Annotated in this window: 16 protein-coding genes and 1 tRNA gene; 12 read left to right on the plus strand and 5 right to left on the minus strand. The window is 47.5% G+C overall.

The features are described from left to right. Positions 1–173 precede the first annotated feature (173 nt). A tRNA-Ala gene (locus QZ331_RS12405) sits at positions 174–247 on the minus strand. A 120-nt stretch (positions 248–367) separates the two neighbouring features. On the opposite strand from QZ331_RS12405, the gene QZ331_RS12410 reads away from it, so the two are divergent. Genes QZ331_RS12410 through QZ331_RS12450 form a run of 9 tightly spaced genes read left to right on the plus strand, consistent with a single transcriptional unit; the run spans position 368 to position 13,542 of the window. After that, on the plus strand, positions 368–670 hold the full coding sequence (locus QZ331_RS12410; RefSeq protein ID WP_294630677.1) for a DUF4286 family protein: 303 nt from the start codon (positions 368–370) through the stop codon (positions 668–670). Next, entirely contained in the window at positions 667–1,233 is a 567-nt protein-coding gene (gene ruvC, locus QZ331_RS12415; RefSeq protein WP_294630679.1) for a crossover junction endodeoxyribonuclease RuvC, read from the plus strand. The genes QZ331_RS12410 and ruvC overlap by 4 nt, the downstream gene beginning before the upstream one ends. Positions 1,234–1,292: 59 nt before the next feature. Beyond that, a complete protein-coding gene (gene pulA, locus QZ331_RS12420; RefSeq protein WP_294630681.1) occupies positions 1,293–3,293 on the plus strand; it encodes a type I pullulanase in 2,001 nt (666 codons plus the stop codon). A gap of 19 nt (positions 3,294–3,312) precedes the next feature. Continuing rightward, a complete protein-coding gene (locus tag QZ331_RS12425; RefSeq protein ID WP_294630683.1) occupies positions 3,313–4,764 on the plus strand; it encodes an ATP-binding cassette domain-containing protein in 1,452 nt (483 codons plus the stop codon). A 47-nt stretch (positions 4,765–4,811) separates the two neighbouring features. Continuing rightward, a complete protein-coding gene (locus tag QZ331_RS12430; protein ID WP_294630703.1) occupies positions 4,812–6,242 on the plus strand; it encodes an RNase adapter RapZ in 1,431 nt (476 codons plus the stop codon). A 9-nt stretch (positions 6,243–6,251) separates the two neighbouring features. Then, positions 6,252–6,998, plus strand: coding sequence for a nucleotidyltransferase family protein (locus QZ331_RS12435; RefSeq protein ID WP_294630685.1), 747 nt, complete (start codon positions 6,252–6,254; stop codon positions 6,996–6,998). A gap of 9 nt (positions 6,999–7,007) precedes the next feature. Further along, positions 7,008–8,588, plus strand: coding sequence for a sulfatase (locus QZ331_RS12440; protein ID WP_294630687.1), 1,581 nt, complete (start codon positions 7,008–7,010; stop codon positions 8,586–8,588). Positions 8,589–8,611: 23 nt separating this feature from the next. Next, a complete protein-coding gene (locus QZ331_RS12445) occupies positions 8,612–11,686 on the plus strand; it encodes a glycoside hydrolase family 2 TIM barrel-domain containing protein (protein WP_294630688.1) in 3,075 nt (1,024 codons plus the stop codon). Between the two features lie 44 nt (positions 11,687–11,730). Further along, positions 11,731–13,542, plus strand: a complete 1,812-nt coding sequence (locus tag QZ331_RS12450) for an alpha-L-fucosidase (protein ID WP_294630706.1) — start codon at positions 11,731–11,733, stop codon at positions 13,540–13,542. Between the two features lie 381 nt (positions 13,543–13,923). Here QZ331_RS12450 and QZ331_RS12455 read toward each other — a convergent pair whose 3' ends face one another. Beyond that, the gene (locus QZ331_RS12455) at positions 13,924–15,057 is read right to left on the minus strand and encodes an endonuclease/exonuclease/phosphatase family protein (RefSeq protein ID WP_294630690.1); all 1,134 of its coding nucleotides are present in this window, start codon (positions 15,055–15,057) and stop codon (positions 13,924–13,926) included. Further along, on the minus strand, positions 15,038–16,498 hold the full coding sequence (locus QZ331_RS12460; protein ID WP_294630691.1) for an aminoacyl-histidine dipeptidase: 1,461 nt from the start codon (positions 16,496–16,498) through the stop codon (positions 15,038–15,040). The genes QZ331_RS12455 and QZ331_RS12460 overlap by 20 nt, the downstream gene beginning before the upstream one ends. A 142-nt stretch (positions 16,499–16,640) precedes the next feature. Here QZ331_RS12460 and QZ331_RS12465 point away from each other — a divergent pair, with 142 nt between their 5' ends. Both QZ331_RS12465 and QZ331_RS12470 read left to right on the plus strand, forming a co-directional pair. Next, positions 16,641–16,874, plus strand: a complete 234-nt coding sequence (locus QZ331_RS12465; protein ID WP_294630693.1) for a hypothetical protein — start codon at positions 16,641–16,643, stop codon at positions 16,872–16,874. A 29-nt stretch (positions 16,875–16,903) separates the two neighbouring features. Next, positions 16,904–17,509 carry an OmpH family outer membrane protein gene (locus QZ331_RS12470; protein WP_294630695.1) on the plus strand — a complete coding sequence of 202 codons (606 nt, stop codon included), beginning with the start codon at positions 16,904–16,906 and terminating at the stop codon, positions 17,507–17,509. A gap of 104 nt (positions 17,510–17,613) precedes the next feature. On the opposite strand, the gene QZ331_RS12475 is transcribed toward QZ331_RS12470, so the two are convergent. Continuing rightward, on the minus strand, positions 17,614–17,955 hold the full coding sequence (locus tag QZ331_RS12475; protein WP_294630698.1) for a hypothetical protein: 342 nt from the start codon (positions 17,953–17,955) through the stop codon (positions 17,614–17,616). Between the two features lie 3 nt (positions 17,956–17,958). Then, positions 17,959–18,255, minus strand: coding sequence for a septum formation initiator family protein (locus QZ331_RS12480; protein WP_294630700.1), 297 nt, complete (start codon positions 18,253–18,255; stop codon positions 17,959–17,961). A gap of 148 nt (positions 18,256–18,403) precedes the next feature. On the opposite strand from QZ331_RS12480, the gene QZ331_RS12485 reads away from it, so the two are divergent. Next, a complete protein-coding gene (locus QZ331_RS12485; RefSeq protein WP_294630701.1) occupies positions 18,404–20,224 on the plus strand; it encodes a DNA polymerase III subunit gamma/tau in 1,821 nt (606 codons plus the stop codon). Positions 20,225–20,270: the final 46 nt, after the last annotated feature.

Raw genomic sequence — 20,270 nt, forward strand, 5'->3', positions numbered from 1 at the left:
GTGCACTTTCGAGTATTAACATAACATATCCACAGGGTTTTTGGACTGACCCTTTTTTCTCTATATTTTAGGACAAGGAACCGTACACGGATTGTATGGTTCCTTTTTTCATAAGAAAAAAAGCCATTGAATGCTGGATTCAATGGCTTGCATAACTATTATGGATATTTCCGTGGAGCGTATGAGACTCGAACTCATCACCTCGACACTGCCAGTGTCGCGCTCTAGCCAGATGAGCTAACGCCCCGTTTTATACATTCATATGATAACGTTTGCAAACGAATCATATTTTGATGCTGCAAATATAATGCAATATTCTGGAATAATTGCTATGTTTGCGGAAAATATTTAATGAAAAAGAAAAAATATGCTGATTTATAATACTACTTTTCAGGTGGACGACGAGGTTCACGATAATTTTTTGATTTGGATAAAAGAATCCTATATCCCTGAAGTACAGAATCACGGAACGTTGAAAGCACCGCGCATTTGCCGCATCTTGAGCCATCGGGAAGATGGAAGCGCCTATTCTTTGCAATGGGAAGTGGAGAGCAGCGGATTGTTGCATCGCTGGCATCTGGAGCAAGGAGCACGTTTGAACGAAGAGCTGACGAAGATATTTAAAGACAAGGTTATCGGATTTCCTACATTAATGGAGGTGATAGAGTGATTCAGCCGGTCAAGGAAAAGATAATTCTGGGGATTGACCCCGGTACGACAATCATGGGATACGGCGTCTTGCGAATAAAAGGAACCAAGCCCGAAATGATTGCTATGGGGATTATTGACTTGCGTAAGTTTGCCAACCATTACTTGAAGTTACGCCATATTCATGAGCGCGTATTAGGTATTATCGAAAGCTATTTGCCTGACGAACTCGCTATCGAAGCCCCGTTTTTCGGCAAGAACGTCCAGTCTATGCTCAAATTGGGACGCGCACAAGGAGTAGCGATGGCAGCAGCGCTGAGCCGTGACATTCCCATTACCGAATACGCTCCCTTGAAAATAAAGATGGCTATCACCGGAAACGGACAAGCATCGAAAGAACAGGTGGCGGATATGTTGCAACGGATGTTGCACTTCTCGAAGGAGGATATGCCCGCTTTTATGGACGCCACGGACGGCCTTGCTGCTGCCTACTGCCATTTTCTGCAAATGGGACGCCCGGTCACCGCAAAGGCGTATAGCAGTTGGAAGGATTTCATCGCGAAGAATCCGGATAAGGTGAAGTGACCGTTATAAAATAGGGGAAATAATCATCAAACGAAAATCGTTATTGCAGGAGAGATAAAATGGAAATTAATTATTCAGCAATAGTAGGGGTAACCACAATGGCAACAATGATAGGGTGTTCGGCTCCGAAGAAACAGTACGGTTCGTTCGAACTGTATCCGGTTCGGACGGGCAGCCTTACGGAAATGGAGTATGCCCCCGAAGCAACCCGCTTTACGCTTTGGTCGCCGACAGCGGAAGAGGTACGTCTGATGCTTTATGAAGAAGGCGAAGGCGGACACGCATACGAGACAGTGAGGATGGAACTCGGCGAAGAGGGAATCTGGACGGCTGTAGTCAACAAGGATTTGCTCGGCAAGTTCTATACCTTTAATGTGAAAATAGACGATAAATGGCAGGGAGACACACCGGGTATCAACGCCCGTGCCGTCGGAGTGAACGGAAAGCGTGCTGCCATCATCGATTGGAATACAACGAATCCCGAAGGGTGGGAGGACGACCAGCGTCCGCCGTTGAACTCTCCTGCCGACATGATTGTCTATGAAATGCATCATCGCGACTTTTCGGTCGATTCCACTTCGGGAATAAAGAACAAAGGAAAGTATCTTGCACTGACCGAGCACGGCACAGTGAATCTGGATAAACTGCCGACAGGTATCGACCATCTGATAGAGTTGGGAGTGACGCACGTACACCTTCTCCCTTCCTACGACTATGCTTCCGTAGATGAAACAAAACTGAACGAGAACCAATACAACTGGGGATATGACCCGTTGAACTACAACGTTCCGGACGGCTCGTATGCGACAAATCCTTATCAGCCCGCCACCCGCGTGAAAGAATTCAAGCAGATGGTGCAGGCGTTGCACAAATCCGGTATCCGGGTGATAATGGATGTGGTCTATAATCATACCTTCAATACGGCGGAGAGTAACTTTGAACGTACTGTTCCCGGCTATTTCTACCGTCAGAAGAAAGACGGCAGTTTGGCAAATGGTTCGGGATGCGGCAATGAAACGGCGAGCGAACGACCCATGATGCGTAAGTTTATGATAGAATCCGTTCTTTACTGGATAAAGGAATATCATATCGATGGTTTCCGCTTTGATTTGATGGGAGTTCACGACATAGAGACAATGAACGAAATCCGCAAGGCGGTAAATGAAGCAGACCCTACTGTTTGTCTATACGGAGAAGGCTGGGCGGCTGAGGCTCCCCAATATCCAGCCGATTCTTTGGCTATGAAAGGAAATGTCGCTCGGATGCCCGGAATAGCTGTTTTCTCTGACGAGTTGCGCGACGGACTTTGCGGTTCGGTATGGGAGAAAACGGAAGGAGCTTTTCTTGCCGGTGTTCCCGGAGGAGAGAATAGCGTTAAGTTCGGTGTGGTCGGCGCTATCGCTCATTCGCAAGTGGATTACGATTCGGTGAATTACAGCCGGAAGCCGTGGGCGGAACAGCCGACTCAAATGATTGGTTACGTTTCTTGTCACGATGGGCTGTGTCTGGCAGACCGACTGAAAGCAAGTATGCCCGCAATTACTCCCGAACAGCTTCTCCGCCTTGACAAACTGGCGCAGACGGTGGTCTTTACTTCGCAAAGTATTCCGTTTATCTATGCCGGAGAGGAAATGATGCGCGATAAACAGGGAGTGGAAAACAGTTATAAAAGTCCGGATGCTGTCAACGCTATCGATTGGAGGCGGAAGACGACAAATGCAGAACTTTTCGTGTATTACAAGCGGCTGATTGAACTTCGCAAATCTCATCCCGCTTTCCGTATGGGAGATGCGGAAATGGTTCGGAAACATTTGGAGTTTCTGCCCGTGGAGGGCAAGAATCTGATTGCGTTCCGTCTGAAAGAATATGCAAACGGCGATAGTTGGGAAGATATCATCGTGGCGTATAACTCCCGTACAACGCCTGCCCGCTTTGAAGTGCCTGCCGGAAAATATACGGTAGTGTGTAAAGATGGCGTGATTGACCTTCGCGGATTGGGAATGCAAATCGGGCAGGAGGTGATTGTTCCTGGTCAGTCAGCATTGATTATGTATAAGTAAAATCGTATGTTTTAAGTATATGAGCCGGAATACATTTAACATAGCGGGGGGCGTTGCACGCAACCCGCTTGTGCGTTTGAACAAACCAATCACAGCAGCCATCGGTGCGGATGAACATATAGCTATTGTCGGCCCCAACGGGAGTGGCAAAAGCCTTTTTGTCGATACATTGACCGGAAAATATCCGTTGCGCGAGGGCACTCTCCGGTATGACTTTTTCTCCTCTGCTACTCAAACCGTTTATGATAATGTGAAATACATCGCGTTTCGCGATACTTATGGAGCGGCGGATGCCAATTACTATTATCAGCAGCGCTGGAACGCGCACGATCAGGAAGAAGCACCGACCGTCCGCGAATTGTTGGGAGAGGCGAAAGATGAAAAGTTGAAAAATGAACTGTTCGGGCTTTTCCGTATCCAACCTCTTCTTGATAAAAAGATAATTCTGCTTTCGAGCGGTGAATTGTGTAAATTCCAACTTACAAAGACACTGTTGACCGCTCCGCACATTCTGATAATGGATAATCCGTTTATCGGCTTGGATGCGCCTACTCGCCAACTTCTCTTCTCTTTGCTCGAACGCCTGACTGAAATGTCGTCCGTGCAGATTATCTTAGTGCTTTCGATGTTGGATGATATACCTTCTTTTATCACTCACGTTATTCCTGTCGGTAATATGGAAGTGTTTCCCAAGATGGAGCGCGAAGCCTATCTGACCGCTTTCCGCAACAGCGATGTAGCTGTCTCTTTCGATGAATTGCAGCAGCGGATTATCGCTCTGCCTTATAACGGCAACAGTTACGATTCGGACGAAGTAGTGAAACTGAATAAAGTGAGTATCCGTTATGGCGACCGTACCATTCTGAACGAACTCGACTGGACGGTACACCGTGGAGAGAAATGGGCGTTGAGTGGAGAAAATGGTTCGGGAAAGTCTACATTGTTGAGTCTGGTCTGTGCGGATAATCCGCAATCGTATGCTTGCGATATCAGTCTTTTCGGACGAAAACGGGGGACAGGCGAAAGTATTTGGGAAATCAAGAAACACATCGGATATGTTAGCCCCGAAATGCACCGAGCCTATCTCAAGAACTTGCCGTCTATCGAGATTGTAGCAAGCGGATTGCACGATAGTATCGGCCTGTACAGGCGTCCCAAAGCAGAGCAGATGGCTGTTTGTGAATGGTGGATGGATATATTCGGCATTGCCGGTTTGAAAGACAAACTTTTTTTGCAACTCTCCAGTGGAGAGCAATGCCTGGCATTGTTGGCGCGTGCTTTCGTCAAAGACCCCGAACTGCTGATTTTGGACGAACCGCTTCACGGATTGGATACGTATAATCGTCGTCGGGTAAAGAAGATAATCGAAGCCTTCTGTAAACGTAAAGATAAGACGATGATTATGGTGACACATTACGAATCGGAACTGCCGGACATGATTACAAACCGTATTTTTTTGCGAAGATTTTAACTTGATTGTCAGCTATTATCCTTATCTTTGCTCGAAAATTCATGACTATGATTACCGAAGAACTACGGAAACTTTATCTGTCTCATACAGGTGTTCCCGCCGATAGTATAGCCGAACTCTCTTCTTTCGGCTCCAATCGTCGTTACTTCCGACTGACGGGTACACAAACACTAATCGGGGTATGCGGAACATCTGTCGACGAAAACGAAGCCTTTCTTTATATGGCAGAGCTTTTTCGCAAAAACGGTCTGCCCGTTCCCGAAGTATATATCGTATCGGAAGATAAAACCTGCTATCTGCAACAGGATTTAGGTGACACGCTGTTGTTTCATTCCATTGAAAAAGGACGTACGACCGGTGTGTTTTCCGAAGAAGAGAAAGCGTTGCTTTGCAAGACGGTTCGCCTGCTTCCCGATATTCAGTTTGCCGGAGCCGACGGATTTGATTTTTCCCGTTGCTATCCACAGCCCGAGTTTAACCGGCGTTCCATACTTTGGGATTTGAACTATTTTAAATACTGTTTCCTCAAAGCAACCGGAATGGAGTTTCAGGAGGATAAGTTGGAAGACGACTTCCAAAAGATGGGCGATGTTCTTCTTCGCGACTCTTCCGCAACTTTCATGTATCGCGATTTTCAGAGCCGCAATGTGATGATAAAAGACGGACAACCGTGGCTTATCGACTTTCAAGGCGGGCGCAAAGGCCCGTTCTATTACGATATTGCTTCCTTCTTGTGGCAAGCCAAAGCTCAATATCCCGACACTCTTCGTAAGGAACTCTTGCAGGAATATATAGAAGCCCTTCGTAAATACCAGCCGATTGACGAATCCTATTTTTATAGTCAGCTTCGCCATTTTGTTCTTTTCCGTACTTTGCAGGTATTGGGAGCATACGGATTCCGTGGCTATTTCGAGAAAAAAACTCATTTTATTCAGAGTGTGCCTTATGCCATTGCAAACTTGCGTCAACTGTTGAAGGAAGAGTATCCGGAATATCCCTATCTCTGCACAGTGTTGCGCGAACTTACCGGATTGAAGCAATTCACTGAAGATTTGAAAAAAACTCCACTGACGGTTAAAATAATGAGTTTCTCTTATAAAAAAGGAATTCCGGAAGATCCGACAGGTAATGGTGGCGGTTATGTGTTTGATTGTCGTGCGGTGAACAACCCAGGTAAGTATGCACGCTACAAATCTCTCACCGGATTGGATGAGTCGGTCATTGCTTTTCTCGAAGAAGATGGCGAAATTCTTCGTTTCCTTGATAGTGTCTATGCTTTGGTGGATGCTTCTGTAAAACGATATATGGAACGCGGGTTCAGCAACCTCTCCGTTTGCTTCGGTTGTACCGGCGGTCAGCACCGTTCCGTATATTCGGCACAGCATTTGGCAGAGCACTTGAATCGTAAGTTCGGGGTGAAAGTAGAATTAGTACATCGCGAACAGAATATAGAACGTACGTTCCAATCAATCGTATAAGAGATATTTATGAAAGCAATGATATTCGCAGCCGGTTTAGGCAGCCGGTTGAAACCGTTGACCGATACCATGCCCAAAGCCCTCGTTCCCATAGTGGGAAGACCGATGTTGGAGCATATCCTATGGAAACTGAAAACATCCGGATTTACCGAAATCGTGATTAATATCCATCACTTCGGTGAGCAAATCCTTGAGTTTCTGAAAGCGAACGATAATTTCGGGCTTACGATACATATTTCCGACGAACGCGACCTGTTGCTTGATACGGGTGGCGGAGTGAAGAAAGCCCGTACTTTCTTTGAAAGTTCCGATGAACCTTTTCTTGTACACAGTGTAGATATTCTTTCGGATATTGACCTGAAAGAGTTATATGATTATCATTTGCAGAACGGTAGTGTCGCTACTTTATTGGCCAGCCGGCGTAAAACTTCCCGTTATCTGCTTTTTGATGCAGAGAAGAGACTCTGCGGATGGATAAACAAAGATACGGGACAAGTGAGGCCGAACGGTTTCACATATGATGAATCTCTTTATCGCGAATATGCTTTTAGCGGTATCCACGTTCTTTCTCCCTCCATCTTCCGATGGATGGATGCTCCATGTTGGGAGGGGAAATTCTCTATCATGGATTTCTACCTTTCCACTTGTCGTCAGGCAGACTTTACGGGATACCTTGCCGAAGAGTTGCAACTCATGGACATAGGCAAACCGGAAACGCTTGCCAAAGCCGAAGATTTTGTGAATAACTTAGTATAAATAATTATTATGGAAAAATTGCAATCAAACCTATTTTACCCTTTGGCGGGAGTTGCTGCCGTAGCTTCCTTTGCTTCTTGTTCGAGTAAGCAAAAGCCTGCCGAACAGCAACCGTTGAATATTGTCTACATCATGACGGACGACCACACTGCGCAAATGATGAGTTGCTATGATACACGCTATATGGAAACTCCCAACCTCGACCGTATTGCTGCCGATGGCGTACGTTTCACTCAAAGTTTTGTAGCTAACTCCCTGAGCGGCCCCAGCCGTGCCTGTATGATAACAGGAAAGCATAGCTGTGCCAATAAATTCTACGACAATACCACTTGCGTATTCGATAGTTCGCAGCAGACCTTCCCGAAACTATTGCAGAAAGCCGGCTATCAAACGGCACTTGTGGGTAAATGGCACCTCGAAAGTCTGCCTTCCGGTTTCGACTTCTGGCAAATCGTTCCCGGACAAGGCGACTACTATAACCCGGATTTCATTACGCAAAACAACGATACCATCCAAAAGCACGGCTATCTCACCAATCTTATCACTGACGATGCCATCGACTGGATAGAAAACAAACGCAATCCGGAAAAACCGTTCTGCCTTTTGATACATCACAAAGCCATTCACCGCAACTGGTTGGCCGATACTTGCAACCTGGCTTTGTATGAAGACAAAACTTTCCCGTTGCCGGACAATTTCTTTGATGATTATGAAGGACGTCCTGCCGCAGCCGCACAAGAAATGAGCATTGCAAAGGATATGGATATGATTTACGACCTTAAGATGCTCCGTCCTGACAAGAACTCCCGTTTGAAATCCCTCTACGAGAAATATATCGGACGTATGGACGAAGCACAACGTGCCGCATGGGATAAGTTCTATGCTCCGATAATAGAAGATTTCTACAAACAGAACCTTCAAGGGAAGGAACTTGCCAACTGGAAATTCCAGCGTTATATGCGCGACTATATGAAAACCGTGAAATCACTGGACGACAATGTAGGCCGCGTGCTCGACTATCTCAAAGAGAAAGGCTTGCTGGATAACACACTTGTTGTCTACACTTCCGACCAGGGATTCTATATGGGCGAACACGGCTGGTTCGACAAACGTTTCATGTATGAAGAATCCATGCGCACGCCGCTTATTATGCGTCTGCCGAAAGGATTCGACCGCAGAGGTGACATTACCGAAATGGTACAGAACATCGACTATGCTCCTACCTTCCTCGAACTGGCAGGCGTGGAGGTTCCTTCCGACATTCATGGTGTATCTCTTCTCCCGTTGCTGAAAGGCGAACAACCGAAAGACTGGCGCAAGGCTCTTTACTATCATTTCTACGAGTATCCTGCCGAACATATGGTGAAACGTCATTACGGTGTACGCACAGAGCGTTATAAACTGATTCATTTCTACAACGACATCGATTGTTGGGAATTGTACGACTTGCAGGCCGACCCGTCGGAAATGCATAACATCTACGGACAGCCTGAGTACGACTCCATTGTAAAGGAACTGAAAGAACAAATGCTGAAACTCCAAGAGCAGTACAATGACCCTGTGCGTTTCTCACCGGAGATGGATAAATAATCTCAATTACGACTATAACACTTATGATAATCAGTTTAAGAAAACATACTTTTTCAATCCTGCTGACCGGGTTGGCAACCCTCTTTGCTTCGGCGCAGGAACAACCGTTGCCCGAATGGCAGAGCCAATATGCGGTAGGATTGAACAAACTTGCTCCACATACCTACGTATGGCCTTACGCCGATGTTTCCGACATTGAAAAGCCGGGAGGGTATGAGCAATCTCCGTTTTACATGAGTTTGAATGGAAAATGGAAATTCCATTGGGTGAAGAATCCCGACCGTCGTCCGAAAGACTTTTATCAGCCATCTTATTACACCGGCGGCTGGGCGGACATCAACGTGCCCGGCAACTGGGAAAGACAGGGATACGGTACACCTATCTATGTCAATGAGACCTATGAGTTTGATAGCAAGATGTTCAATTTCAAGAAGAATCCGCCATTGGTTCCTTATGCAGAGAATGAAGTCGGCTCATACCGTCGCACCTTCAAAGTGCCTGCCGACTGGAAAGGCCGTCGGGTAGTACTTTGTTGCGAAGGTGTCATCTCTTTCTATTACGTATGGGTGAACGGAAAACTCCTCGGATACAATCAAGGCTCGAAAACAAATGCCGAATGGGATATTACCGAAGTATTGAACGACGGAGAGAATGTAGTAGCTTTGGAAGTGTACCGTTGGAGTTCGGGTGCTTACCTCGAATGTCAGGATATGTGGCGTTTGAGCGGTATCGAGCGGGATGTTTACCTGTATAGCACCCCCAAGCAGTATATTGCCGACTATAAACTGAATGCTTCTTTGGATAAAGAACAATACAAAGAAGGTATCTTCGGATTGGAAGTAACCGTAGAAGGAGCTTCGGCTACCGCCAACTCGATTGCTTACACCTTGAAAGATGCTTCGGGCAAGGCTGTCTTGCAGGAGTCCATCCAAATAAAATCCCGTGGCTTGAGTAACTTTATCGTGTTTGATGAAAAGAAGATTCCTGAAGTAAAAGTATGGAATGCGGAACATCCCAATCTTTATACATTGGTGCTCGAACTGAAAGATGCGCAAGGCAACGTGACCGAACTGACCGGATGTGAAGTCGGCTTCCGCACTTCGGAAATCAAGGACGGCCGCTTCTGTATCAACGGTGTTCCGGTATTGGTGAAAGGAACCAACCGCCACGAGCATTCGCAGCTCGGACGTACAGTGAGTAAGGAGCTGATGGAACAGGACATCAGACTGATGAAGCAGCACAACATCAACTTGGTGCGCAACTCGCATTATCCTACACATCCTTATTGGTATCAGCTTTGCAACCGCTACGGATTATATATGATTGACGAAGCAAACATCGAATCCCACGGTATGGGTTACGGCGCCGCTTCCCTCGCCAAAGACAGTACGTGGCTGACGGCTCACATCGACCGCACGCAGCGTATGTACGAACGTTCCAAGAACCATCCCGCCATTGTCATCTGGTCGCTCGGCAACGAAGCCGGCAACGGCATCAACTTTGAACGCACATACGACTGGCTGAAATCTGTCGAAAAGACCCGCCCCGTGCAGTACGAACGTGCCGAACTGAACTACAATACGGATATCTACTGCCGTATGTACCGCAGTGTGAACGAGATAAAGTCTTATGTGGCAAAGAAGGACATCTATCGTCCTTTCATCCTTTGCGAATACCTGCACGCGATGGGCAACAGTTGCGGCGGGCTGAAAGAATACTGGGATGTCTTTGAGAGCGAACCGATGGCGCAAGGCGGCAACGTGTGGGACTGGGTAGACCAGTCTTTCCGTGAAATAGACAAGAACGGCAAATGGTACTGGACTTACGGAGGTGACTACGGCCCCGAGGGAGTACCCAGTTTCGGCAACTTCTGTTGCAACGGGCTGGTAAGTGCCGACCGTGTTCCTCATCCTCATCTGCTCGAAGTGAAGAAAGTGTACCAGAACATTAAAACCACCTTGCTCGACCGCAAGCAGATGAAGCTCCGTATCAAGAACTGGCATGATTTTTCCAATCTCAACGAGTATGTGCTCCATTGGGATGTGACGACAGATAGCGGAGAAAGGTTGGCGGAAGGAACGAAAGTACTCGATTGTGAGCCGCACACTACGATAGACATACGGCTGGGCGATGTGATGCTGTCGAAAAAAGACCGCGAAGCCTATCTCAACATCCGTTGGACGCGCACGAACGATACGCCGTTGATAGCGAAAGACTGGGAAGTGGCCTATGACCAGTTTGTGCTTTCGGGCAATAAAACGTCAACAGCCCACCGCCCGCAGAAAGCAGGCGCGACAGCCTTTGTTGTCGATAAAGAGACCGGAGCCCTGACCTCTTTGACGCTGGATGGACAAGAACTGCTGTCCACCCCAGTGACATTGAGCCTTTTCCGTCCAGCTACGGACAACGACAACCGTGACCGGAACGGTGCTTACCGGTGGCGCAAAGCAGGATTGGACAATATAACTCAAAAAGCCGTATCACTGAAAGAAAGCAAAAACTCGGCAACCGCCCAGGTAGAGATTCTCAACGCGAAAGGAGAGAAAGTAGGTATGGCTCATTTTATCTATGCATTGGACAAGAACGGCGCATTGAAAGTGAACACTGTTTTTGAACCCGATACCTCCATCGTAACATCAATGGCCCGTTTGGGATTGACATTCCGTGTGGCGGATACTTACAACCGGGTTACCTATCTCGGACGGGGCGACAATGAAACCTACACCGACCGTAGCCAGTCGGGCCGAATCGGACTGTATGAGACCACGCCCGAACGTATGTTCCACTACTATGTCACCCCTCAATCTACGGGCAACCGTACCGATGTGCGCTGGGCGAAGTTTACAAATCCTTCCGGCGAAGGCCTGTTTGTAGAGTCCGACCGTGCTTTCCAGTTTAGCATGATTCCTTTCTCGGATGCATTACTGGAGAAAGCACGTCACATCAACGACTTGCAGCGCGACGGAATGCACACTGTGCATCTGGATGCAGAACAGGCAGGCGTGGGAACGGCCACTTGCGGGCCCGGTGTGTTGCCGCCGTACTTGGTTCCATTGAAGAAACAACGTTTTGAATTCACCCTTTACCCGGTGAAATGAGTTACAGATAAATAAGTAGACAATTTATTAATTAAAATGATATGATGAACAAACTGCTAATTACCTTATTATTATTCTCCGCCGTGTGCGTACAGGCGCAGAAGTCGGACGAATATTACGTGAAGCACATTGAGTTTCCTCAGAATGCTACACTCGAACAGAAAGTGGATATGGCTGCGCGCCTTGTACCCACCCCTCAACAGTATGCCTGGCAACAAATGGAACTGACTGCTTTTCTCCATTTCGGTATCAACACCTTTACCGGACGCGAATGGGGAAATGGAAAAGAAGACCCTGCACTGTTCAATCCTTCGGAACTGAATGCCGAGCAATGGGTAAGCACGCTCAAAGAAGCCGGCTTCAAGATGGTGCTGTTGACTGTAAAGCACCACGACGGTTTCTGCCTTTGGCCTACAGCCACTACCAAACACTCCGTAGCCTCTTCTCCCTGGAAGAACGGACAGGGAGACGTTGTAAAGGAACTGCGCAACGCCTGTGATAAATATGACATGAAGTTTGGCGTCTACCTTTCTCCGTGGGATCGCAATGCCGAATGCTACGGCGATTCTCCCCGTTACAATGAATTCTTCATCCGCCAGTTGACCGAGCTGCTAACCAATTACGGTGAAGTGCACGAAGTATGGTTTGACGGAGCAAACGGCGAAGGCCCCAACGGAAAGAAGCAAGTGTACGATTGGGACGCTTTCTATCAAACCATCCAACGCCTGCAACCCAAAGCCGTCATGGCAATTATGGGCGACGATGTACGCTGGGTAGGCAACGAAAAGGGAGTGGGACGCGAAACGGAGTGGAATGCCACCGTACTGACACCGGGCGTCTATGCCCGCTCGGCCGCAAACAACAAACGTTTGGGCGTATTCCCCCAGGCGAAAGACTTGGGAAGCCGTCAGATATTGGAGAAAGCTACGGAACTGTTCTGGTATCCGTCGGAAGTGGACGTATCTATCCGTCCGGGATGGTTCTATCATGCGGAAGAAGATGCGAAAGTGAAGTCGTTGAAGCATTTGTCGGACATTTATTTTCAGTCGGTCGGCTACAATTCCGTGCTTTTGTTGAACATACCGCCCGACCGCAAAGGCTTGATTAATGAAGCGGATGTGAAGCGCCTGCAAGAGTTTGCCGCCTACCGTCGGCAGATATTTGCCGACAACCGTGTGAAGAAAGGAAGAAACTGCTGGCAGGCCGCTTCGGGCAGTGAACGCGTCTATAACCTCAAGCCGAAGTCGGAAATAAACGTCGTAATGCTCCAGGAGGATATCACCAAAGGACAGAGGGTAGAACGTTTTACGGTTGAGGCGCTCACAGACAACGGTTGGCAGGAAGTGGGCAAAGGAACGACCGTCGGCTATAAGCGTATGCTACGTTTCCCGGCAGTGAAGGCCAGCCGTCTGCGGGTGAAGATTGATGAATGCCGCCTTACCGCTCATATCAGCCAGGTAGCAGCCTATTATGCAGCACCTTTGCAGGAAGCCGTTCAAGGCGAAGACTGGAACAACTTGCCCCGCGACTCTTGGAAGCAGATAGCCGCTCCGCCATTGACCGTCGATTTGGGAAAATCGGTGACATTGACCGGCTTTACCTATGCTCCCTTGAAAGCGGAAGCGAAACCGACGATGGCTTTCCGCTATAAATTCTTTGTGAGTACGGATGGCAAGCACTGGAAAGAAGTTCCCACCAATGGAGAGTTCAGTAATATCATGCACAACCCGTTGCCGCAGACGGTTGCTTTCGGCCGGAAAGTGCAGGCACGTTATATTAAACTGGAAGCTACTACGCCTACTGACACAACAGCCAAAGTAGAAATGAATGAGATAGGAGTGACGGCAATTCCCTGATGAGGGATTGTCATCATCCGATTGCGCCTTATTTATAGAATAACGCTGAAAGCCGGCAGCCTTGATTCTTTATGAATCGACTGCCGGCTTTTCCATTATCTTCTTTTATCCTTTTGGATAGGGTGAAAATGGCTTTATAATCAGTGTGTTACAGCGCATATATCTCCTGCGTACAGGACATATAGATGCTGGAGATAGGATATATAGATGCTGGAAGTAGGATATATATACCGTAGAAGTAGGACATATATACCGTATAATTTGGTCGTATCGACCGTATGAATTGGCTGTATCGACCGCATGAGTCGGTCACATCGACCGCATAAGTCAGCCACATCGACCGTACGATTCAGTCACATGGAGCGGATGATATAAGGAGGCTTAATGCAGAATCAGCTCGAAGTCAGCATAAACGGGCAGATGGTCGCTGATACCACCCTGATATTTCATCCCCTTATACGTGCGGAAAGGCTCCATACCGCCATATTTCGTATCCTCGGTTAGCAGAAAGGGGAGGCGGCAGACGTTTGCTTTCTCTTCACTGGTGAAGCAGTTGCCGGATTGATTCAGCAGCGCACCCGATACAATCAAATGGTCGAGCAATCCCCATTTGCCCTGATATTTGTAAGAACCGAAATCGCGCGACTGTGCCTTCCGGGCAAGCAAATGGTAGAGTTTCAGGGAAGACAAGGGAGAGGTGGGCGCTTCCGCTTCCAATACTTCCCGAACCGATTTATCAGTCGGGTAATCATTGAAGTCCCCCATGACGACAACCTGGGGATGAAGCCGTTTGTGCAGGATACCATTTGTCTCGGCACGTAGCATTCGGGCTGCGTGAAGCCGGTAAGGTTCGGTCTCTCTTGCTCCGCCCGAACGGCTGGGAAGGTGGCAGATAAAAACATCGAGCGTATCTCCCGTCAGGAGTAAACCGCTCACGTGCAGCAAGTCTCTTGTCGGGCGATGCCGGTGGGGAATAGAGACGGGGATAGAACGCGAAGATAATAACTTGAACAATTCCCGTTGATAAAGCAGCGCCACATCCATCCCTCTCGAATCGGGGGAGTCTGTCATGACGTAACGGTAGTTCAGTTCCTTTAGGGGAGAGCGGCGGGTGAGGTCGCGTAGTACCGCATCGTTTTCTACTTCGCAAAGAGCTATCAGGGCAGGGGGATTCCATTCGCCGATTGCCGCGATGACGCGTGCGATATCGGTCAGTTTCTTTTTGTATTTGTCGTAGTTCCAGTGGCGCAGCGCATCGGGCAGGAATTCATGGTCGTTCTTCAGACTGTCGTGGCGGATGTCGAACAGGTTTTCTATGTTCCAGCTCACGATGCGGAAAGAGATTCTTTCTCGGAAGAGTGAATCGCGGCCGTAAAGACTCTCTTGTGCCGCAATAAAGCCGGCACCCGATATCGCCATCATGAAAAAGAGTATGGTAATAGCTACTCTTCTTTCACTATTACCATCACTCTCGGTCTGTCGATGCGACTGTCTGTTATTTCTTGGCAGGAACATGAACTAAAATATCCAACAGATGCTTCCAGAACTTATCTACTGTGGGGATAAGCATACGCTCGTCGGGAGAGTGCACCCCGGTAAGAGTCGGGCCGAAAGAAATCATGTCCAACGCCGGATACTTGTCGAGGAACAATCCGCATTCCAGGCCCGCATGGATAGCCTTCACTTTGGCTTCCACGCCAAACAAACGCTTGTAGGATTGGGCTGCTACTTCGAGGATGGCCGAATGCGGGTTCGGTTTCCAGCCCGGATAGCCTTCGCCGAAAGTGACATTGGCTCCTGCCAGGCGGAATACGGCACGTACGGTATTCGCCATATCGTTGCGGGCAGATAAAATAGAACTGCGCTGGCTGGTTTCGATGCGGATGATGTGGTCGGGGCGCATTTTCACGGAGGCAAGGTTGGTAGAGGTCTCTACCAGTCCCGGAATGTCCTGGCTCATTGCGTAGACACCGTGAGGGGCAGCATAGAGGGCTTTCAGTAAACGGTCGGCAGTATCGCGGTCGATGGCGCTCTTGCGGGGAGTTTCCGATTCGAGAACCAATTTCAAGTCAGGTTCAACCACAGACAGTTCGTCTTCCATTTCGCTGGCGAAGATGTTCAACTCCGTACGTACGTCATGTTTGGCTGCTTCGGGAACGGCGCAGACTGCATACGCCTCGCGGGGAATGGCGTTGCGCAGGTTGCCGCCGTTGATTTCGCAGAGGTACAAGTCGTGGCTTTCGGCAATGCGCGTAAGGAAGCGGTTCAGTATCTTGTTCGCATTTCCCCTTCCCAAGTGAATGTCTCCACCGGAATGTCCGCCTTTCAACCCTTTTACTTCCACCTTGAAGAAGAAATATCCGGCAGGCACTTCTACATCTTTATAGGTAAATTCAGCTACGGAGTCAATGCCGCCGGCACATCCGATAAAGATTTCCCCTTCGTCCTCAGAGTCGAGGTTCAGCAGAATATCTCCGTTCATAAAGCCCTCTTTCAACGCAAAAGCACCCGTCAGCCCCGTTTCTTCGTCTACGGTAAACAGACATTCCAACGGCCCGTGCTCAATGCTGTTGTCGGCAAGGATAGCCAGCTGGGTAGCTACGCCGATACCATTGTCGGCTCCGAGAGTCGTTCCTTTGGCTTTCAGCCATTCGCCGTCTATTTCAGTTTCGATGGGGTCGGTGAGGAAATCGTGTTCTACATCGTTGTTCTTTTCACACACCATGTCGATGTGCGATTGCAGTACGACGGTTTGCAGGTTTTCGTTGCCGGGGGTGGCGGGCTTTCTCATCAGTACGTTGCCGGCTTCGTCTACTTTCGTCTCAAGATGATGCGTCGCTCCGAACTCCTTCAGATAAGCAATCATTTTCTCTTCCTTCTTCGAAGGGCGGGGCACTTGGCAGATTTCTTCAAAATACTTGAATACGCCGGCTGGCTTTAACTCTTTTTTTTCCATGCTGTTTTTTTATTATAACATTATAATAAGGAATAGAAGGGCGGTTTTATGCGCTTCTATTGCTAAATATGGTTAATTTGATTGGCTTATCTGAACTCGTTTCTCATTAAAGCCTATCTTTGCACTCACAAAATTAATAGAAATGGTTGAGACTATACTGATAACTTTGTTAATAGTTGCTATTTCCCTGCTATTATTGGGGGTGAAAGTATTCTTTACGAAAAGTGGGAAGTTTCCTAACGGCCATGTAAGCGGGAATAAGGCACTGCGTAAAAAAGGAATCGGATGTGTACAGTCGCAAGACCGCGAAGCGCAGAAGAAACCGCGTTTCTCTATTGATGAGTTGGAAAAAGCCTTGAACGATAGTATGAATTAAATATATTAAAAACAATACTTATTTAAATTATGAATAGAATGAACTACCTCATGAATGGTTTGGCTGCTCTTGCGTTTATCGTTTTATTTGCACAATGTGCCGGCAAAGCTGACAATCAAACTGCTACAACACCATCGCAGGCTAATGCCGGAGGGTTGTCAGGTATGAAAATTGCCTATGTTGAAATCGATTCGCTGTTAGCACAATACAACTTCTGTATCGACCTGAATGAGGCGATGGTAAAGAAGAGCGAAAACGTACGTCTGACGCTGAACCAGAAAGCCAACGCTCTGAATAAGGAAAAACAAGAGTTCCAGAAGAAAGTAGAGAACAACGCATTTCTTTCACAAGACAGAGCACAGCAGGAATACAACCGTTTGGTGAAGTTGGAACAGGACTTGCAGGATTTGAGCAACAAACTTCAGAACGGCTTGATGGAAGAAAACAATAAGAATAGCTTGCAGTTCCGCGACTCAATCAACGCTTTCTTGAAAGAGTACAACAAGACTCATGGCTATAGCCTGATTTTCAGCAATACAGGTTTTGATAATTTGCTTTACGCCGACAGCGCATTCAACATCACAAAAGAAATTGTAGATGGACTGAATGCAAGATATTCTCCAGTGAAGAAATAATCGTTGAAATATACTGAATAAAAAATCCGTTCTTTATGAAAAAGAACGGATTTTTTGTTTAAGTGGTGTCTGTTCAGGCAGTGCGAAACTGCGGACAGTTTTTTCTATGCCTTTTCTTTTGCTTCTTCCTGCGGAATACGGAAAGCGGTGTAAAGTTCGAGTATGGCAGCAATGGTAAGGCAGGCAATCCATTCGTTGCCGCGTGTGCTAAACATGAAAGCTCCGGTCAGTATAAGTGCCAATGCACCGAAAATCTGCTGGACGCGCAAGCGTTTCAATGTTTTGCTTCTTCCTTTGACGGGAGTGTTCACTTGTGCCAACGCGACAAATCCGGCTCCGGTGGTATATATATAAGGAGCGTAAATCCATCCGGTAATAAATACGGCAGCGCCGAAAAGTGCCATTATGGCACCGACAGCGAAAAGGGCGGGGGCTATCTGTTTCATTCTTTATTCTTCAAAAACGTAAATATCTTCGTTGGGCTTCTTCATCAGATACTTTTCACGGGCAATCTGTTCGATGGCCTCGGGATTGGTACTTAATTCGTTGAGGCGTCTTGTGTTCTCTTCATAGTCTGCCCGGTATTTTTCTATCTCTTCTTTCAACAGGCTGATTTCACGCTCATAGCTGAGACGGCGAATCAGACTGTTCTCGTCCAGGAAACCTATGATAACGGAAAATGCGATAACCGTAATAAGATACTTACGCTTACGTATGTAGTTCCAGATATTGATTAGCTTACTCATTCTTTTCTCCATTTTAATATCCGCAAAGATAAAACTAATAACTTAAAAACTTACGGCTTCGGCTTCAAAACTTCTCTTCTTATCCTTTATTGCTATCACTTTTTTGTGTACATTTGCACGGAAAGCAAAAATAGAGAGAATCCCGGATATGGAAAACTATATTGTATCAGCCCGTAAGTACCGTCCCTCCACGTTTGAGTCTGTGGTAGGCCAACGGGCACTGACCACTACACTGAAAAATGCGATTGCCACTCAGAAATTGGCTCATGCTTATTTGTTTTGCGGACCACGCGGGGTAGGGAAGACTACTTGTGCGCGTATCTTTGCCAAAACCATCAATTGTATGACGCCCACGGCAGACGGGGAGGCTTGCAATCAGTGTGAATCCTGTGTGGCTTTCAACGAGCAGCGGTCGTATAATATTCACGAACTCGATGCCGCTTCCAACAATTCGGTAGACGATATCCGTCAGTTGGTGGAACAGGTGCGCATTCCGCCGCAAATCGGCAAATACAAAGTTTACATCATCGACGAGGTGCATATGCTCTCTGCATCGGCTTTCAATGCGTTTCTGAAAACATTGGAAGAACCGCCACGCCACGCCATCTTTATTTTGGCTACGACGGAGAAGCATAAGATTCTCCCTACCATTCTTTCCCGTTGCCAGATTTATGACTTCAACCGGATTAGTGTGGAGGATACGGTGAATCATTTGTCATACGTTGCCTCGAAAGAGGGAATCACCGCAGAGCCGGAAGCCTTGAACGTGATAGCAATGAAAGCGGACGGTGGTATGCGCGATGCCCTGTCTATTTTCGACCAGGTGGTGAGTTTCACGGGAGGAAACATCACGTACAAGAGTGTGATTGATAATCTGAATGTACTTGATTACGAATATTATTTCCGTCTGACGGATTGCTTTCTTGAGAATAAGGTAAGCGATGTGCTCTTGCTTTTCAATGATGTTTTGAATAAAGGGTTCGACGGAAGTCATTTTATAACCGGTTTGTCCTCTCATTTCCGCGATTTGTTAGTCGCTAAGGATGCAGTGACGTTGCCTTTGCTGGAAGTCGGTGCAAGCATACGCCAACACTATCAGGAGCAGGCGCAGAAATGTCCGTTGCCTTTCCTCTATCGTGCAATGAAACTTTGCAATGAGTGCGATTTGAATTACCGTATCAGCAAGAATAAGCGTTTGCTGGTGGAGCTGACTTTGATACAGGTCGCACAGCTTACCGTCGAAGGTGATGACAATAGTGGTGGGCATAGCCCTAAGAAGACTATAAAACCCGTATTTGCACAGCCTGCCGTAACTCAGCAGCCGCAACAGCCGCAGGTTGCATCTGCTTCTTCGGTTCAGCAGAATCTTGTTCGACCATCTTCAACCCCGTCGCAGGCAGCATCATCTTATCCGAATACGACTGCTCCATCTCCATCGCACGGAACGGGAGTTCCCCAAACGGCGAGGGAAGAACAACGGAAAGTTCCGGTAATGAAGATGTCCAGTTTGGGTGTGTCTATCAAGAATCCGCAGCGTGGGCAGGAGACTCATAATACAACCGTAACTGCCACTCCGAAGGTGCAAATGCAACCGGAAGAGGATTTGATGTTTAACGACCGCGACCTGAATTATTATTGGCAGGAATATGCCGCCCAATTACCGAAAGAGCAGGATGCTCTTACGAAGCGTATGCAGATGCTCCGTCCGGTTTTATTCAAAAACTCGACAACTTTTGAAGTGGTGGTGGATAATGAAATGGCAGCGAAAGATTTTACAGCCTTGATTCCCCAATTGCAGGAATATCTTCGTGTCCGCCTAAGGAATAGCCAGGTAATGATGAAAGTGCGGGTAAGTGAAGTGGCGGAAACGATACGTCCCGTAGGTCGTGTCGAGAAGTTCCAGATGATGGCTCAGAAGAACCAGGCTTTGGTGCAATTGAAAGAGGTATTCGGTCTTGAATTATATTAACGTGAGTTCGACGAAATCAAAACAGACTCAACTGTGTATCTAATGT

Origin of the sequence: uncultured Bacteroides sp. (assembly GCF_910586915.1) — a bacterium.
GTDB lineage: Bacteria > Bacteroidota > Bacteroidia > Bacteroidales > Bacteroidaceae > Bacteroides.

What these genes read in the sequence shown, in the direction of transcription:
- QZ331_RS12455 (WP_294630690.1), bottom strand. Translation starts at nt 15,057, where the DNA reads ATGTTCCTGCCAAGAAATAACAGACAGTCGCATCGACAGACCGAGAGT.
- QZ331_RS12485 (WP_294630701.1), top strand. Translation starts at nt 18,404, where the DNA reads ATGGAAAACTATATTGTATCAGCCCGTAAGTACCGTCCCTCCACGTTT.
- QZ331_RS12480 (WP_294630700.1), bottom strand. Translation starts at nt 18,255, where the DNA reads ATGAGTAAGCTAATCAATATCTGGAACTACATACGTAAGCGTAAGTAT.
- QZ331_RS12470 (WP_294630695.1), top strand. Translation starts at nt 16,904, where the DNA reads ATGAATAGAATGAACTACCTCATGAATGGTTTGGCTGCTCTTGCGTTT.
- QZ331_RS12465 (WP_294630693.1), top strand. Translation starts at nt 16,641, where the DNA reads ATGGTTGAGACTATACTGATAACTTTGTTAATAGTTGCTATTTCCCTG.
- QZ331_RS12425 (WP_294630683.1), top strand. Translation starts at nt 3,313, where the DNA reads ATGAGCCGGAATACATTTAACATAGCGGGGGGCGTTGCACGCAACCCG.
- QZ331_RS12435 (WP_294630685.1), top strand. Translation starts at nt 6,252, where the DNA reads ATGAAAGCAATGATATTCGCAGCCGGTTTAGGCAGCCGGTTGAAACCG.
- QZ331_RS12450 (WP_294630706.1), top strand. Translation starts at nt 11,731, where the DNA reads ATGAACAAACTGCTAATTACCTTATTATTATTCTCCGCCGTGTGCGTA.
- QZ331_RS12430 (WP_294630703.1), top strand. Translation starts at nt 4,812, where the DNA reads ATGATTACCGAAGAACTACGGAAACTTTATCTGTCTCATACAGGTGTT.
- QZ331_RS12410 (WP_294630677.1), top strand. Translation starts at nt 368, where the DNA reads ATGCTGATTTATAATACTACTTTTCAGGTGGACGACGAGGTTCACGAT.
- pulA (WP_294630681.1), top strand. Translation starts at nt 1,293, where the DNA reads ATGGAAATTAATTATTCAGCAATAGTAGGGGTAACCACAATGGCAACA.
- QZ331_RS12475 (WP_294630698.1), bottom strand. Translation starts at nt 17,955, where the DNA reads ATGAAACAGATAGCCCCCGCCCTTTTCGCTGTCGGTGCCATAATGGCA.
- QZ331_RS12460 (WP_294630691.1), bottom strand. Translation starts at nt 16,498, where the DNA reads ATGGAAAAAAAAGAGTTAAAGCCAGCCGGCGTATTCAAGTATTTTGAA.
- QZ331_RS12445 (WP_294630688.1), top strand. Translation starts at nt 8,612, where the DNA reads ATGATAATCAGTTTAAGAAAACATACTTTTTCAATCCTGCTGACCGGG.
- QZ331_RS12440 (WP_294630687.1), top strand. Translation starts at nt 7,008, where the DNA reads ATGGAAAAATTGCAATCAAACCTATTTTACCCTTTGGCGGGAGTTGCT.